Origin of the sequence: Leifsonia poae, assembly GCF_050632865.1 — a bacterium.
Taxonomy (GTDB): domain Bacteria; phylum Actinomycetota; class Actinomycetes; order Actinomycetales; family Microbacteriaceae; genus Leifsonia; species Leifsonia poae_B.
The window spans coordinates 824,536-837,896 of sequence record NZ_JBODSA010000001.1; the positions used below are offsets into that span (position 1 = coordinate 824,536).

The following is a 13,361-nucleotide window of genomic DNA, read 5'->3' on the forward strand; positions in this document are numbered from 1 at the left end:
ACATCGCCCGTTGCGTCGGATGCGAAATCGTATATCATTGCCGCACGGAGCGCCGCTCCGGACGATGATGTCAGCAATTCCGGGAGTACACGACGATGAGCACATCCCCTTTCACGCCGACCGGTAGCTTCCGGTCGCCGACCGACCGCCGCCGCGTGGTCTTCGCCACGGTGATCGGCACCACGGTCGAGTGGTACGACTTCTTCATCTACGCGTCCGCCGCCGGACTCGTCTTCGGGCAGCTGTTCTTCGCCCCGGCGGGTCCGCAGTTCGCGACCGTGCTGTCGTTCCTCACCGTGGGCGTCAGCTTCCTGTTCCGTCCCCTGGGCGCGTTCCTGGCCGGTCACTTCGGCGACCGGTACGGCCGGCGTCGGGTGCTCGTCGCCACGCTCATCCTGATGGGCCTGGCGACGGCGCTCGTCGGCCTGCTGCCGACGTACGAGGCCATCGGGATCGCCGCACCGATCCTGCTGGTGCTGCTCCGTGTGCTGCAGGGCATCTCGGCCGGCGGCGAGTGGGGCGGCGCGGTCCTCATGGCCGTCGAGCACGCGCCGACCGCGAAGCGCGGCCTGTTCGGCGCGTCCCCGCAGATCGGCGTGCCGCTCGGGCTGCTGCTCGCCTCGGGGATCATGGCGCTGATGACTGTCATCGCGCCGGGCGACGCCTTCCTGGCGTGGGGATGGCGGGTGCCGTTCCTGCTGTCGGTCGTGCTCATCCTGATCGGCTACTGGGTCCGTCGCCGCGTCGAGGAGAGCCCGGTGTTCACCGAGATCGCCGAGCGCCGCGCGCGCACCCGCATGCCGATCGTGCAGCTGTTCCGCAAGCACTGGCTCCTGGTGATCGTCGCCGCGTTCGTCTTCGCCGGTAACAACGCCGTCGGCTACATGACCACGGGTGGGTACATCCAGAACTACGCGACCAACCCGGAGGGGCCGCTGAAGCTCGAGCGCGGTCCGGTGCTGTGGGCGGTGGCCGCCTCCGCGGTCACGTGGCTGCTTGCCACGTGGGTCGCGGGCTGGCTGAGCGACCGCATCGGACGCCGCACCACCTATATCGTCGGCTGGATCCTGCAGCTCGTCGGCGTGTTCACCCTGTTCCCGCTGGTCAACACGGGCAACATCGGGCTGCTGCTCGTCGGGCTCGCCATCCTCACGATCGGTCTCGGCTTCACCTACGGGCCGCAGGCGGCGCTGTACTCGGAGCTGTTCCCGGCCTCGATCCGCTTCTCCGGGGTGTCGATCTCCTACGCGATCGGCGCGATCCTGGGCGGCGCCTTCGCGCCGACCATCGCCACCGCGCTCGTGCAGGCGACCGGCAGCACGCTGTCGGTGACCTGGTACCTCGCCGGGATGACCGTCCTCGGCTTGCTGGCCACCCTCGTCCTCCGCGACCGCACCGGCATCCCGCTCGGCCCGGACCACGAGGCCGAGCAGGAGGTCAGCCCCATCCGAGGCATCCGCACCGCCGAGCCCGCGCCGGCTCGCGCCTCCGCGAGCTGACGCTCGCGTCGAGCTGACGCGGTATCGCCCACCATCGAGTCCGCGAAGAGTGCACGCGACACGCCGTCGCACTGTGCAGTCTTCGCGGACTCGACGGCGTCGTGGCGGCGGCGCGTCAGACGGTGAGAAAGCGGAGCAGGTGCGGAGCGACGGCGTCGGCGGAGACGTCGTGGGTCTGCCCGGCGACGATCTCGTAGGTGCCGTCCTGTGCGCCGGATGCGACGCCCTCGGCGCCGAGCCGGAGAAAGTCGGGAGTCTGCTCGCCGGCGAGACCGAGCACGGGGACGGGGATGGCCTGCAGGAGGTCGTCCGGCACGCGGCTGTCGCCCATCGCGGCGTCGTCGTAGGCGAGTGTGGGAGCGAGCGCGAGCGTCGCGTCCCAGCCGGGGGAGCGGCGCATGCCCTCGATGCCCGCCTCCGGCACGCCCACGCGCCGGAGGAACAGCGCGACGGCGCCCTCGCGGTCGCCTGCAGCCAGGGCCGCCTGCAGCTGCTGGGTGTACGCCTGCGCGGACGGCAGCATCGGGTCCGGCAAGTAGGGCGGCTCGTAGACGGCGACGCGGGGAACGCGGTCTGCACCGAGCGCGGCGGCCGCCGCGAGCGCCAGCGCGCCGCCCGACGACATCCCGAACAGCGAGGCGGAGCCGCCGGCAGCGTCGATCAGCGCGGCGAGGTCGTCGATCTCGCGTGCGACCGCCACCGCGCCCGCGGCGGGATCGGCGAGCGCGTCCGTGCTCTCGCCCCGGCCGCGCCGGTCGTAGAGGACGACGGTCAGCCGATCGCGCAGCGCCGCGGCGATCGGCCGCATGGGCCCTGCGTCGCGGAAGCAGAGCGCGCCGTCGACGAGGATGGCGGCGGGGCCGCTCCCGTCGAGCTCGTACGCGAGAGAAGTGCCGTCGGAGGACGTGACCGTACTCATGGCCGCCAGCGTATCCCTCGCGCCCCGCGCCGACTTGCTCGTCGTTGCGGTCGACACGCCGGGCCTGGCAGCAACGACGAGCAATTCGGCGGAGGGATCAGCGCCCCTGGCGCCGCCGCACCCCGAAGCCGATGAGCACAGCGCCGCCGATCGCGACCAGGACACCCGCCCCGCGGACGAGCCACTGGACGTCCCCGGTCACGGCGTCCACCAGCAGCGGTCCCACCAACCCGACGACGACGAGCGCCACTCCGAGGATGAAGAACCACGGCGACCCGTTCGTCCGCTCGACCATGCCCCGAGCCTACCGGCGAGGGTCGCCCGGGGCACGGTTGAGCAGACCCGTCACGGCAGGTAGTACGTCGGGTTCGGCAGCTTCACACTCCGGTCGGCGTAGCCGCCGATCAGGTCGATGTACTGGTCGCCGAAGTTCGCGACGATATCGAACTTCCCGCCGGCCGCCGACTCGATGTGAGCCCGCGTCTGCGACTTGTACTCGATCGTCGTGCACTTCGCCGTCGCGCACTGGATGTACGCCGGCTGCTGGGAGGCGCCCACGCCCGTCCACTTCGTGTAGAAGTTCTGCGCCGTGAAGCCGGTGTAGCCGACCTTCGCCAGGTTGCCCAGAGTGGCGGCCTTCTGGTCGTCGTTGCGGCCGGTCAGCCCGATCAGCGTGCAGCCGGCCTTCTGGGCGACGGCGGCGAGCGTCGTCATATGCGGCGTGGCCGGGAAGCGCTGCTCCTGCACCCACACGTTCTGCTCGACCGGGTCGAAGGTGAAGTGCATGTCCGCCACCTCCATGTCGTACGTCCACAGCGTGGTGTCGTCGGTGTCGAGCACGATCGCCGGATTGCGATGCAGTTTCTTCTCGACGAAGCACTGCGCGGCGACCACCGGCGCCTGGCGCTGCACGATCGAGCGCAGCTCCCGGATGTACGGCGAGTCCGTCTTGTCCGCGATGCCCGTGCCCGGGTCGCCGTAGTAGGTCGCGATCGTCTTCTTCACCGAGTCGATGTTCGGGATGCCCTCGCCGCCCTGGGTCGCGCCGCTGGAGCCGTCCGGCGCCATCGTGAAGTGCGTACGGGGCGCGAGCTGCGGCTCGTTCACACCGGGAAGGTCCGGCGACGGGAGGTAGTACGTCGGGTTCGGCAGCTTCAGCGACTGCTGCGCGTACCCGCCCTGCAGGTCGGACCACTGGTCGCCCACGTTGAGCGTGATCGTGTAGCCGAGGTCCTGGATGTGCTTGCGCGTGAGCGCCTTGTATTCGACCGTCGTGCACTTCGCCGTGGCGCACGAGACGTACGACGGCTGTTGCGAGGCGCCCACGCCCGTCCACTTCGTGTAGAACCGGTCGGCGGTGAAGGCGGTGTAGCCGTCCTTCGTCAGGTTGCCGAGGGTCGCGGCCTTCTGGTCATCGTTCCGACCGGTCAGACCGAAGACGGTGTACCCGATCGCGGCCGCCCGGTTGACGAAGGCCACCATCCCGGGCGTGGCAGGGAAGCGCTGGTCCTGGACCCAGACGTCCTGCTCCTTCGGGTCGAAGGTGAAGTGCATGTCCGCGACTTCCATGTCGTACGTCCACAGCGTGGTGTCGTCGGCGTCGAAGACGATCGCGGGCTTCTGGCCGTGCGTGATCGCACGGTCGTAGCCGGCCTGCAGCTGGGACTTCTCGCGGGCGAGGATGCCGGCGAGCTCACGGATGTAAGGAGAGTCGGTCTTGTTGGCGATGCCGGTGCCCGGGTCGCCGTAGTAGGTCGCGATGGTCTTCTTGACCGAGTCGATGTTCGGGATGCCCTCGCCGCCGGCCGTCGCGCCGCTGGAGCCGTCCGGCGCCATGGTGAACGAGGTCCGCGGTGCCAGCGCCGTGTCGCCGTGGCCGCCGCCGTGGCCGGGATCCCAGGCCTGCGCCGCGGGCGCGTCCGCCAGCCCGACGCCGAGCGCCAGAGCCAGAGCACCGGCACCCGCGACGAGCGCGCGCCGGAGCCGGGAGGGAGTGGGGAGAGTATTCGCCATGACCGCACCTTCGCCATCGGGTCGTCGGATTCCACCCCTGTTCGGGGGCCAGGTGCAGCCTAGCCACCGCGCGCCCTCGACTCCAAGTGCGCCGATGAGCACGCGAGCGCGGAACGCACAGCGGGATTGAAGCGGACCCCGGTAACGTTGTGGCCCGTATGCGCACCGAAATCCTCGACACGGCCGCGATCCGCGCGGACTTCCCGATCCTCTCCCGCGAGGTGAACGGGCATCCCTTCGTCTACCTCGACTCCGGGGCGACGTCGCAGAAACCCCGCCAGGTCCTGGATGCGGAACGCGCCTTCGCCGAGCGCTACACCTCCGCCGTGCATCGCGGCGCGCACACCGTCGCCGGCGAGGCGACCGAGCTGTTCGAGGACGCCCGGGCCCGCGTGGCCGGCTTCGTCGGCGCGCGGCCGGAGGAGCTGGTGTGGACCTCGAACGCCACCGAGGGCATCAACCTGCTGGCCTACGGGATGTCGAACGCCTCCCTCGGCCGCGGTGGAGCGGCCGCCGAGCGGTTCCGTCTCGGGGCGGCCGACGAGATCGTCGTGACCGAGGCCGAGCACCACGCGAACCTCATCCCCTGGCAGGAGCTCGCCGCGCGCACCGGCGCGACCCTCCGCGTCATCGGCCTCACCGACGACGGGATGCTGCGTCTGGACCAGGCCGCCGAGCTGATCGGCCCCCGCACCAAGGTCGTGGCGTTCGCGCACGTCTCCAACGTCCTGGGCGGCATCAACCCCGTCGCCGAGCTCGTCGCCCTGGCGCACGAGCACGGCGCGCTGGTCGTGCTCGACGCCTGCCAGTCCGTCCCGCATCTCGCGGTCGACTTCCCGGCGCTCGACGTCGACTTCGCCGTCTTCTCCGGGCACAAGATGCTCGGCCCGACCGGCGTCGGCGCGCTGTACGGTCGCAGCGAGCTGCTGAACGCCCTCCCGCCGTTCCTCACGGGCGGTTCGATGATCACGCAGGTCACCCTCGAGGGCGCCGAGTACCTGCCCGCGCCGCAGCGGTTCGAGGCGGGCACGCAGCGTGTGTCGCAGGCGGTCGCGCTGGCCGCCGCCGTCGACTACCTCGAGGGCGTCGGGATGCCGGCGATCGAGGCGCACGAGGAGGCGCTGGGCGAGCGGCTGCTCGCCGGGCTCTCCGAGATCGAGGGCGTCCGCGTCCTGGGCCCCGGCCCAGGTGTTCCGCGGGTCGGTCTGGCGAGCGTCGTCGTGGACGGTATCCACGCGCACGACGTCGGCCAGTTCCTCGACGACCGCGGCATCGCGGTGCGCGTCGGCCACCACTGCGCGCAGCCGGTGCACCGCCGCTTCGGCGCGACGGCGAGCACGCGCGTCAGCACCTACCTCTACAACACCGCCGACGAGGTGGACGCGGCGGTCGAGGCGATCGCCGACGCCCGCGTCTTCTTCGGCGTGGCGGGAGGCGTCCGATGAGCGACCTGCAGTACCTGTACCAGCAGGTCATCCTCGACCACTCCAAGGAGAAGCACGGCTACGGTATCGCCGGCGACGAGGCGGCGAGCTCCCACCAGTTCAATCCCACCTGCGGCGACGAGGTGACGGTCGGCGTGCGCACGGACGCCGACGGCCGCATCCGCTCGATCGGCTGGGAGGGGCACGGCTGCTCGATCTCGACCGCCTCCGCGTCGCTGCTGAGCGATCTGGTGCACGAGGTCGACCGGGACCAGCTGGCCGCCTCCATCGCCGCGTTCCGTGAGCTGATGCACTCGAAGGGCGCGCTGGAGGGTGACGAGGAGCTGCTGGGCGACGCAGTCGCGCTGGCCGGTGTCTCGAAGTACGTCACGCGCGTGAAGTGCGCGATGCTGCCCTGGGTCGCCCTCGAGGACGCGCTGCTCAAGTCCGCCTGAGGCCGGCTACGGCACCGGCGACAGGTCGACCTCGGCCGCGATCGCCTCGACCGCCGACGGCAGCGAGGGGAACGTCGTCCCGTAGACGAGCCCGGACGGCCCCGCCGCGACCCACGTCTCCGAGCCCTTGGTCACCCGGCCGACGAGGTACCGCTTGTGGCCGCCGAGCGCTTGCCGCTGCGCGATGGGCAGGGTCAGCGGGAAGGCGTAGACGTCGCCCTGGGGGCTGACGACCAGCTCCCAGCGGGCGCGGCCGGGGTTGAACGTGCTCGTGAAGATGCGCGACATGATCGACTGTTTGTATCGCGCCGCCGCATCCCGTCGCCATGAAGATGACGACCTGTTGCGTAACCCTTCGCCGCGTTACGCGATCGGCTCGGCGAAGCGCGCGAGGAAGGCGCGCGTGCGGTCCTCACGCGGTGCGCCGAACAGCTGCGCGGGCGGACCCTGCTCGGCGATGACACCTGCGTCGAGGAACACGACGCGGTCGGCGACGTCGCGCGCGAAGGCCATCTCGTGCGTCGCCATCACGATCGTGGTGCCGGAGGCCTTGAGCGAGCGGATGAGCTCCAGCACCTCGCCGACGAGCTCCGGGTCGAGCGCGCTGGTCACCTCGTCGAGCAGCAGCAGCTCGGGGTCGGTCGCGATGGCGCGGACGATCGCCGCGCGCTGCTGCTGGCCGCCGGACAGCCGGTCGGGGAACTCCTTCGCCTTGTCGCCCAGCCCGATCCCGTCGAGCAGCGCGAGCGCCTTCCGCTCGGCGTCCGCCTTCGGGAGGCGGTGCACGCGGCGGGAGGAGAGCGTCACGTTGTCGAGCACCGACAGGTGCGGGAACAGGTTGTAGTGCTGGAAGACCACGCCGATCCGCCCGCGGACCGCATCCGCGTCGACGCGCGGGTCGCTGATGTCCTGCTCGCCGAGGAAGATCTGCCCGTCGTCCAGCTGCTCCAGGAGGTTGACCGTGCGCAGCAGCGTCGACTTCCCCGACCCGCTCGACCCGATCAAGGCGACGACCTCGTGCTGGTGCACGTCGAGGTCGATGCCGCGCAGCACCTCCACCTCGCCGAAGCGCTTGCGCACGCCTCGCAGGCGCAGGACCGGCTCGCTCATACGATGCTCCCGACCTGCTCGCGGCGGCGGATGCGTGCCGAATACCAGTCGGTGAGCCGGATCATCGGCAGCGCGAGGAGGACGAACAGCAGGCCCGCCAGCACGTACGGGGTGAAGTTGTAGGTGGCCGCGGTCTCGATCTGGGCGGCGCGCACCGCATCCACCGCTCCGAGCACCGAGATCAGGCCGACGTCCTTCTGCATCGCGACGAAGTCGTTCATCAGGGCAGGGGTCACCTTGCGGACGGCCTGGGGCAGGATGACGAGCCGCAGCGTCTGCGAATACGACAGCCCGAGCCCGCGCGCGGCGAGCCGCTGCGACGGGTGAACCGCCTCGATCCCCGCCCGGAAGACCTCCGAGACGTAGGCCGAGTAGACCAGGACGAGCGCGATCGTGCCCCAGAACTCCGGTGGCATCCGCGGGAACACGCCCAGTCCGGGCAGCCCGAAGCCGACCAGGTACAGCACGATGATCAGAGGCATGCCGCGGAACAGGTCGGTGTACCCGGCGGCCAGTGCGCGCAGCGGGAAGAAGATCGGTCCGCGCAGGGTGCGCGCGGTGGCGAGCAGGATGCTGACGATCAGCACCCCGATCGCCGCGACGATGAGCACCCGGATGTTGAGGAGCAGTCCCTCGAAGACGCGCGGCCACGCCTCCACGGCGACGGCCGGGTCGAAGAACGTCTGCTGGACCCGCGCCCACCCGGGCGTGTTGATCACGAACACCCACGCCAGCACCGCGACCACGAGGGTGCTGGCCAGGCTGATCAGCACCGAGCGCGTGGTCTGGCGCTTGCGGTAGAGCCGGCGGTCGAGCTCGACCGCGCTGGGCGGGGAGCGCCGGTGGGTGCGGGAGGGGTGGACGTGGTGGTGCTCACCGTCGAAGGCTACTTCAGCACGGGCGCGTCGCCGTCGGCGGCGAGCCACTGCGTGGCGAGCTTGTCGAGCGTGCCGTCGGTGCGGAGCGCGTCGACCGCTTCGGTCACCTTTTTCGTCAGGGCGCTGTCCTTGGCGAGCACGAGGCCGAACTGGTCGCCCTGCTGCCCGTCGACCTTGGGGAGCTGGCCGACGATCTTGCCGTCCTTGAGCTCCGCATCCCGCAGGTAGAAGGCTGTGGGCAGGTCGACGACGATGGCGTCCACCTGCTTGTTCTCGAGCGCCAGCTTGGCGTCGTCGTTGGTGTTGAACGCCTGCACGCCGCCGCTCGGGGCGATCTGCTTCTCGGCCGCGTCGAAGCTGGTCGTGCCGGTCTGGGCGCCGATGGTGAGCTTCTTGAGGTCGGCGATCGAGGACGCCTTGGCGGCGGGAGAGGCGGCCGTGGTCACGACCACCTGGCTGGTCTCGTAGTACGGCGACGAGAAGTCGACGGCCTTCTTGCGCTCGTCGGTGATCGAGAACTGCTGGAGGTTGAAGTCGAAGGTCTTCGGTCCGGGCGCGATCGCCTGGTCGAAGGTGGTGCGCACCCAGGTGACGTCACCCTTCTTGAAGCCCAGCTTGTCGGCGACGGCGTACGCGACGGCGGCCTCGAAGCCCTTGCCCGACTGCGGCTTGTCGTCGAGCACCCACGGCGAGTAGGCCGGTTCGGCGGTTCCGATGGTGAGCTTGCCGGGGGTGATGTAGCCGTCGTCGCCGCCGGAGGAGGAGCCGCTGCCGGCGGACCCCGCGGAGCAGCCCGCGAGAGCGAGCGCGGTGGCGGTGACGGCGGCGGCGACGGCCAGGATGCGGCGCGAGCGGGACATGGATCCTCCGGGTGGATGCACGGTGCGGGGCAGGGGTGCTGTCAGGCTCTCGCACGCGCGCGCGAGGGGCAACTTCCTTGCGCTGTGTTACGCGCCCAGCCGGCCGAGCCAGAGGGTCAGGATGCGCTGAAGCTCGGCCGCGTCGTGCGCGTCCAACTCGTCGACCAGTCGGCGTTCGTTCGCCATGTGATCCGTGAACGCCGCATCGATCGCCTCGCGGCCGCGCTCGGTCAAGGCCACCACGCGCCCGCGCCCGTCGGTCTCCGAGGCGCGCCGTGTGACGAGGCCGGCCCGCTCGAGACGGTCGATGCGCTTCGACATCCCGCCGGTCGTGATCATCGTGTGCTCGGCCAGCTCGCCGGGGGTCCGCTCGAAGGGGGCGCCCGCGCGCCGCAGGGTGGCGAGCACGTCGAAGTCGCCCTCGGCGAGCCCGTGCCGGTCGTAGACCGTCGTGAGCTCGTCGGTCAGACGGGCGGCGACGCGGTGGAGCCGGCCGATGACGCCCTGAGGTGAGACGTCCAGCTCTGGTCGCTCGCGCCTCCATTCGGCCTGGATGGCGTCGACAGCGTCTGGTTCGTGATCCATGCCTTCACAATACCTTCCGCGGAAGCTAAAGTAGTTTCCATGGAAGATACATCGCTCCGCGCCTCCTGGCGATGGATGCTCGTGACGGCGATCGCGCCGGTCGCCTGGGGCTCCACTTACGTCGTCACCCGTGCCGTCCTGCCCGCGGAGCCGCTGTGGGGCGCGGTGATCCGGGCCCTGCCCGCGGGGTTGCTTCTCCTGCTGATCGCGCGCCGCCGGCCGCATGGCGCGTGGTGGTGGCGCACGGCGGTGCTCGGCGTCCTCAACACCGGCGGCTTCTTCGCGCTCGTCTATGCGGTGGCCCAGCGGCTGCCGTCCGGCGTGGCCGCCACGGTCATGGCCGCCTCGCCGCTGGCGCTGATGGCCGCGGCTCGGATCGTACTGGGCCAGCGGGCACGGGCCGTTGCGCTGGTCGGCGGCGTCGCGGGCATCGCCGGGGTGGCACTGATGCTGTTCGGGGGCGACGGGCCGGTCGATCCGGTCGGCATCCTCCTGGCGCTCCTCGCCCTCGCCGGCTCGGCGACCGGATACGCCCTGGCGACCCGCTGGGGCGGCGTCGATCTCGTCGCCTCCACCGCCTGGCAGCTGCTCGCGGGCGGTGTGCTCGTCCTCCCTTCGGCGCTCGTCGTCGAGGGGGCGCCGCCCGCACTCGACGGCCCGGCGCTGGCCGGCTTCGCCTACGTGACCGTCGTCGCGACAGCGCTCGCGTTCGTCGCCTGGTTCGCGGGGCTGCGCCACCTTCCCGCCGGAACGGTCGGCCTGATCGGACTGCTCAACCCCGTCACCGGCGTGGTGCTGGGAGCGGTGGTCGCCGGAGAGGTGCTGAGCGGCCGACAGCTCGCCGGACTCGCGATCGTGCTCGCCGGCATCGCCGTCGGCCAGGTGCGGCGGCGGCCTCAGTCGCCCAGCGACTCCAAAAGGTCCTCGTCGGCGCGAAGAACGTGACTCCGGTGGCCGCGGTCGAGAAGTCCAGGATGCGGTCGTAGCTGCCGACCGGGTCGCCGACGAACATCCGCTCCAGCATCCGCTCGATCACCCACAGCGCGCGCGAGTAGCCGATGAAGTACGTCCCGAACTCGCCGTGCCCGGGGCGGCCGAACGGCATGTTGTCGCGCAGGATCTCGTGCTCGACGCCGGCCTCGTCCACGATCGTCGCGAGCGTCTTGTGCGACTTCTGGCCGTGCTCCGCGTCCGGCAGCTCGATGTTCTCCACCTTGGTGCGGCCGATCACGCCCTCCTGCGACGGCACCGGCAGCTTGCCCCATTTCGACAGGTCGTGCAGGTACTTCTGGACGACGACGTAGCTGCCGCCGGCGTGCTCCGGGTCCTCGTCGCCGACCGTCGTCGCCTGCGTCATGTCGCCGCCGGCCGGGTTGGCGGTGCCGTCGACGAAGCCGAGCAGGTCGCGGGCGTCGAAGTAGCGGAACCCGGTCACCTCGTCGACGACCTCGACCGCGTCGCCGAGCGCGTCGAGCAGCTGCCGCTCCAGCTCGAAGGTGAAGTCGCCGCGCTCTGCCCGGATGTGGAACAGCAGGTCGCCGGGCGTCGACACGGCCGTGTGCACCGGACCCGCGATCTCCCGGAAGGGGTGCAGCTCCCGCGGCGGTGGCGTGTCGGTCAGGCGCGACCACAGAGCGGCGCCGATGCCGACGTTGCAGGAGAGCCGGGCGCCGAGGTCGCGGAAGCCGACCGTCTTGACCTGGTCGGTGATGCCGCCGAGGACATCCTTCACGGTGGCCAGCGCCTCGTCGGACGCGCCGACCGTGACCACGAGGAAGACCGCCGCGCGCGACAACGGCGCGTCGACGCTCTGGGGATCGATGGGGACGCGCTGCCAGGGCTGGTCGCCGGTGTTCGCCATGCCGCCATGCTGCCGTACCGGGACGGCGCTCCGCCACTCGCGCGCGACCGTAGGCTGGGAGGATGACGTTCCCCGCCACCGACACCGTCGTCACCTACCCCGACGGCGACCTCGCCTCGACCGGCACCGTGCTCCACGTGGAGCCGCTGGAGGAGGGGCGCTCCGCCGTCGTACTCGACCGGACGGCGTTCCACCCGGTCGACCCGGTCTGGCCCGACCAGCCGGCCGATGCGGGGACGCTCGCGGTGGACGGGCGCGACTATGCGATCGTGGATGCGGTCGTCGGCGCGACCGACGGCTCCGCGCTGTACGTCGGGAACGCGCCCGTGCGCACCGGCACCGAGGGGTGGGCCTTCGTCGTCTGCCACCTGGTCGACGACGCGTCGGGGATCGAGCCGGGCGCGACGGCGACCGTGACGGTCGATGGGGAGCTGCGGCGCGCACTCTCCGCCGGGCACACCGCCTGCCATCTGGCGTCGCTCGCCCTGAACGACGCTTTCGCTCCGCTGTGGACGAAGGATGTGCCGGTCGATGGACGCGGTCGCCCGAACTTCGACCAGCTCGCCATCACGTCCTCGCGCATCCTGCCGGAGGGGTCGCTCGACGAGTACCGGATCGGCAAGAGCCTGCGGAAGAAGGGCTTCGCCGCGGCCGAGCTCGCGGGGCGCATCGAGGAGGCGACCGAGGCGATCGACGCGACGCTGGCGGGATGGGTCGCGGCGGCCGCTCCGATCGCGATCGTCCGGGACGGCGACGGTCACGGGCTGGGGGAGCGCCGTCGCTGGCGCGCCGAGCTGCCCGAGGGCGTCGTCGAGATCCCGTGCGGCGGCACCCATCTGCGCTCGCTGGCCGAGCTGGCGTCCGTCACGGTCGCTCTCGAGCTGTCGGAGGCGGACGGCGCTCTGGGCCTGACCATGCGGACGACGGCGCAGCCCGCCTGACACGACGTTCGGCGCCCTCGGTCCGCTCGGTCAGTGGGGCAGGAACGGAAGCGCGACCGCGACCATCCCGAGCGCCGCTGCGAGAACCCAGCCCAGGCGCACCCAGTGCGCGCTGCGCACTTCCCGCTCGATCGCGCCGAAGCGCTCCAGGGTGTCGTCCGTGGCGGCGACCGGACGCCAGGTGGCCGGGTCGTCGAAGAGGGAGGCGGCGCGTGCAACGGTCTCCGCGTCCAGGCGGCCCGGGCGGCGTGACAGCCAGCGCACCAGGCCCTCGGAGCGCAGCACGGCGGCGCGCCGGGGCCTCTGCCGCATCTTCAGCTCCTTGGCGCCGACCACGACGATGACCGGCTCGACGGGCGCCTCGATACCGGCGCGGAGCAGTAGTCCGCGGATCCGGGACGCCTCCAGGTCGGAGTTGCGGAGGTACGGCTGCTTGACGCCGTTGACGAGCACCGACCGCTCGTAGACGGTCAACGCGGCCCCGCGATGGTGCTTCGTGTTGATCACGAAGACGCCGGCGGGTCCGACAACCAGGTGGTCGACGTCCGCGTCACCGGAGCCGACCGGCACGGCGTGGAACGCGCTCCAGCCCTGCGGAAGGCGGGAGAGGAGCGCCCCGACCTCGCGCTCGCCCAGCGCGCCGGTGAACCAGGGCTGGGCGTCGTCACTGAGCGGGTGACGGCCCAGTACGCGGCTGATCGCGGAGCGGGGCGGGGTCTGGGCGTGCAGCCGCACGACGTGCTCCATCACGGCTGCCCCGGGGGCCCTGTCGCGCATCCGCTGTCCATTCACTCGGCCACCATACGGAGCGCTCGG

At 71.3% G+C, this 13,361-nt stretch carries 14 protein-coding genes and 1 pseudogene; 5 read left to right on the forward strand and 10 right to left on the reverse strand.

Features of this window, described 5'->3' with window-relative positions; all coding sequences use genetic code 11:
- Positions 1-95: 95 nt before the first annotated feature.
- Positions 96-1,499, forward strand: a complete 1,404-nt coding sequence (locus tag ACRAWB_RS04145; RefSeq protein ID WP_431352185.1) for an MFS transporter — start codon at positions 96-98, stop codon at positions 1,497-1,499.
- 115 nt (positions 1,500-1,614) lie between these two features.
- Here the strand turns inward: ACRAWB_RS04145 and ACRAWB_RS04150 are convergent, their stop codons facing one another.
- The 3 genes from ACRAWB_RS04150 to ACRAWB_RS04160 all read right to left on the reverse strand — a co-directional run bounded on the left by ACRAWB_RS04150 (position 1,615) and on the right by ACRAWB_RS04160 (position 4,431).
- Entirely contained in the window at positions 1,615-2,418 is an 804-nt protein-coding gene (locus ACRAWB_RS04150; RefSeq protein ID WP_431352186.1) for an alpha/beta fold hydrolase, read from the reverse strand.
- Between the two features lie 97 nt (positions 2,419-2,515).
- Positions 2,516-2,713, reverse strand: coding sequence for a hypothetical protein (locus tag ACRAWB_RS04155; protein WP_431352187.1), 198 nt, complete (start codon positions 2,711-2,713; stop codon positions 2,516-2,518).
- 50 nt (positions 2,714-2,763) lie between these two features.
- Positions 2,764-4,431, reverse strand: a complete 1,668-nt coding sequence (locus tag ACRAWB_RS04160) for an HAD family acid phosphatase (protein WP_431352188.1) — start codon at positions 4,429-4,431, stop codon at positions 2,764-2,766.
- Between the two features lie 158 nt (positions 4,432-4,589).
- Here ACRAWB_RS04160 and ACRAWB_RS04165 point away from each other — a divergent pair, with 158 nt between their 5' ends.
- Together ACRAWB_RS04165 and sufU are read left to right on the forward strand one after the other, a co-directional pair.
- On the forward strand, positions 4,590-5,876 hold the full coding sequence (locus ACRAWB_RS04165; RefSeq protein ID WP_431352189.1) for a SufS family cysteine desulfurase: 1,287 nt from the start codon (positions 4,590-4,592) through the stop codon (positions 5,874-5,876).
- Positions 5,873-6,310: a Fe-S cluster assembly sulfur transfer protein SufU gene (gene sufU, locus ACRAWB_RS04170; RefSeq protein ID WP_431352190.1), complete on the forward strand. Its 438-nt coding sequence runs from the start codon at positions 5,873-5,875 to the stop codon at positions 6,308-6,310. Before ACRAWB_RS04165 ends, sufU begins: the two co-directional genes overlap by 4 nt.
- A 6-nt stretch (positions 6,311-6,316) precedes the next feature.
- On the opposite strand, the gene ACRAWB_RS04175 is transcribed toward sufU, so the two are convergent.
- The 5 genes from ACRAWB_RS04175 to ACRAWB_RS04195 all read right to left on the reverse strand — a co-directional run bounded on the left by ACRAWB_RS04175 (position 6,317) and on the right by ACRAWB_RS04195 (position 9,743).
- Positions 6,317-6,598 carry a hypothetical protein gene (locus ACRAWB_RS04175; RefSeq protein WP_431352191.1) on the reverse strand — a complete coding sequence of 94 codons (282 nt, stop codon included), beginning with the start codon at positions 6,596-6,598 and terminating at the stop codon, positions 6,317-6,319.
- Positions 6,599-6,673: 75 nt separating this feature from the next.
- The gene (locus tag ACRAWB_RS04180) at positions 6,674-7,420 is read right to left on the reverse strand and encodes an amino acid ABC transporter ATP-binding protein (protein WP_431352192.1); all 747 of its coding nucleotides are present in this window, start codon (positions 7,418-7,420) and stop codon (positions 6,674-6,676) included.
- The gene (locus tag ACRAWB_RS04185; RefSeq protein ID WP_431352193.1) at positions 7,417-8,346 is read right to left on the reverse strand and encodes an amino acid ABC transporter permease; all 930 of its coding nucleotides are present in this window, start codon (positions 8,344-8,346) and stop codon (positions 7,417-7,419) included. Before ACRAWB_RS04185 ends, ACRAWB_RS04180 begins: the two co-directional genes overlap by 4 nt.
- Complete coding sequence (locus ACRAWB_RS04190) at positions 8,307-9,158, reverse strand: ABC transporter substrate-binding protein (protein ID WP_431352194.1); 852 nt, start codon at positions 9,156-9,158, stop codon at positions 8,307-8,309. The genes ACRAWB_RS04185 and ACRAWB_RS04190 overlap by 40 nt, the downstream gene beginning before the upstream one ends.
- An 87-nt stretch (positions 9,159-9,245) precedes the next feature.
- Positions 9,246-9,743 carry a MarR family winged helix-turn-helix transcriptional regulator gene (locus ACRAWB_RS04195; protein WP_431352195.1) on the reverse strand — a complete coding sequence of 166 codons (498 nt, stop codon included), beginning with the start codon at positions 9,741-9,743 and terminating at the stop codon, positions 9,246-9,248.
- A gap of 39 nt (positions 9,744-9,782) precedes the next feature.
- Here ACRAWB_RS04195 and ACRAWB_RS04200 point away from each other — a divergent pair, with 39 nt between their 5' ends.
- Positions 9,783-10,688 (forward strand): DMT family transporter, encoded by a 906-nt coding sequence (locus ACRAWB_RS04200; protein ID WP_431352196.1) that lies wholly within the window; start codon positions 9,783-9,785, stop codon positions 10,686-10,688.
- 37 nt (positions 10,689-10,725) lie between these two features.
- On the opposite strand, the pseudogene ACRAWB_RS04205 reads toward ACRAWB_RS04200, so the two are convergent.
- Positions 10,726-11,604, reverse strand: a pseudogene (locus ACRAWB_RS04205) (Dyp-type peroxidase); the annotation flags it as partial.
- Positions 11,605-11,666: 62 nt separating this feature from the next.
- Here ACRAWB_RS04205 and ACRAWB_RS04210 point away from each other — a divergent pair.
- Positions 11,667-12,545, forward strand: a complete 879-nt coding sequence (locus ACRAWB_RS04210; protein ID WP_431352197.1) for a metal-dependent hydrolase — start codon at positions 11,667-11,669, stop codon at positions 12,543-12,545.
- 30 nt (positions 12,546-12,575) lie between these two features.
- Here ACRAWB_RS04210 and ACRAWB_RS04215 read toward each other — a convergent pair whose 3' ends face one another.
- A complete protein-coding gene (locus ACRAWB_RS04215; protein ID WP_431352198.1) occupies positions 12,576-13,322 on the reverse strand; it encodes a nuclease-related domain-containing protein in 747 nt (248 codons plus the stop codon).
- Positions 13,323-13,361: the final 39 nt, after the last annotated feature.

Coding starts and splice junctions, on each gene's coding strand:
- ACRAWB_RS04180 (WP_431352192.1), bottom strand. CDS start 7,420: ATGAGCGAGCCGGTCCTGCGCCTGCGAGGCGTGCGCAAGCGCTTCGGC.
- ACRAWB_RS04155 (WP_431352187.1), bottom strand. CDS start 2,713: ATGGTCGAGCGGACGAACGGGTCGCCGTGGTTCTTCATCCTCGGAGTG.
- ACRAWB_RS04160 (WP_431352188.1), bottom strand. CDS start 4,431: ATGGCGAATACTCTCCCCACTCCCTCCCGGCTCCGGCGCGCGCTCGTC.
- ACRAWB_RS04190 (WP_431352194.1), bottom strand. CDS start 9,158: ATGTCCCGCTCGCGCCGCATCCTGGCCGTCGCCGCCGCCGTCACCGCC.
- sufU (WP_431352190.1), top strand. CDS start 5,873: ATGAGCGACCTGCAGTACCTGTACCAGCAGGTCATCCTCGACCACTCC.
- ACRAWB_RS04175 (WP_431352191.1), bottom strand. CDS start 6,598: ATGTCGCGCATCTTCACGAGCACGTTCAACCCCGGCCGCGCCCGCTGG.
- ACRAWB_RS04165 (WP_431352189.1), top strand. CDS start 4,590: ATGCGCACCGAAATCCTCGACACGGCCGCGATCCGCGCGGACTTCCCG.
- ACRAWB_RS04210 (WP_431352197.1), top strand. CDS start 11,667: ATGACGTTCCCCGCCACCGACACCGTCGTCACCTACCCCGACGGCGAC.
- ACRAWB_RS04200 (WP_431352196.1), top strand. CDS start 9,783: ATGGAAGATACATCGCTCCGCGCCTCCTGGCGATGGATGCTCGTGACG.
- ACRAWB_RS04145 (WP_431352185.1), top strand. CDS start 96: ATGAGCACATCCCCTTTCACGCCGACCGGTAGCTTCCGGTCGCCGACC.
- ACRAWB_RS04215 (WP_431352198.1), bottom strand. CDS start 13,322: ATGCGCGACAGGGCCCCCGGGGCAGCCGTGATGGAGCACGTCGTGCGG.
- ACRAWB_RS04195 (WP_431352195.1), bottom strand. CDS start 9,743: ATGGATCACGAACCAGACGCTGTCGACGCCATCCAGGCCGAATGGAGG.
- ACRAWB_RS04150 (WP_431352186.1), bottom strand. CDS start 2,418: ATGAGTACGGTCACGTCCTCCGACGGCACTTCTCTCGCGTACGAGCTC.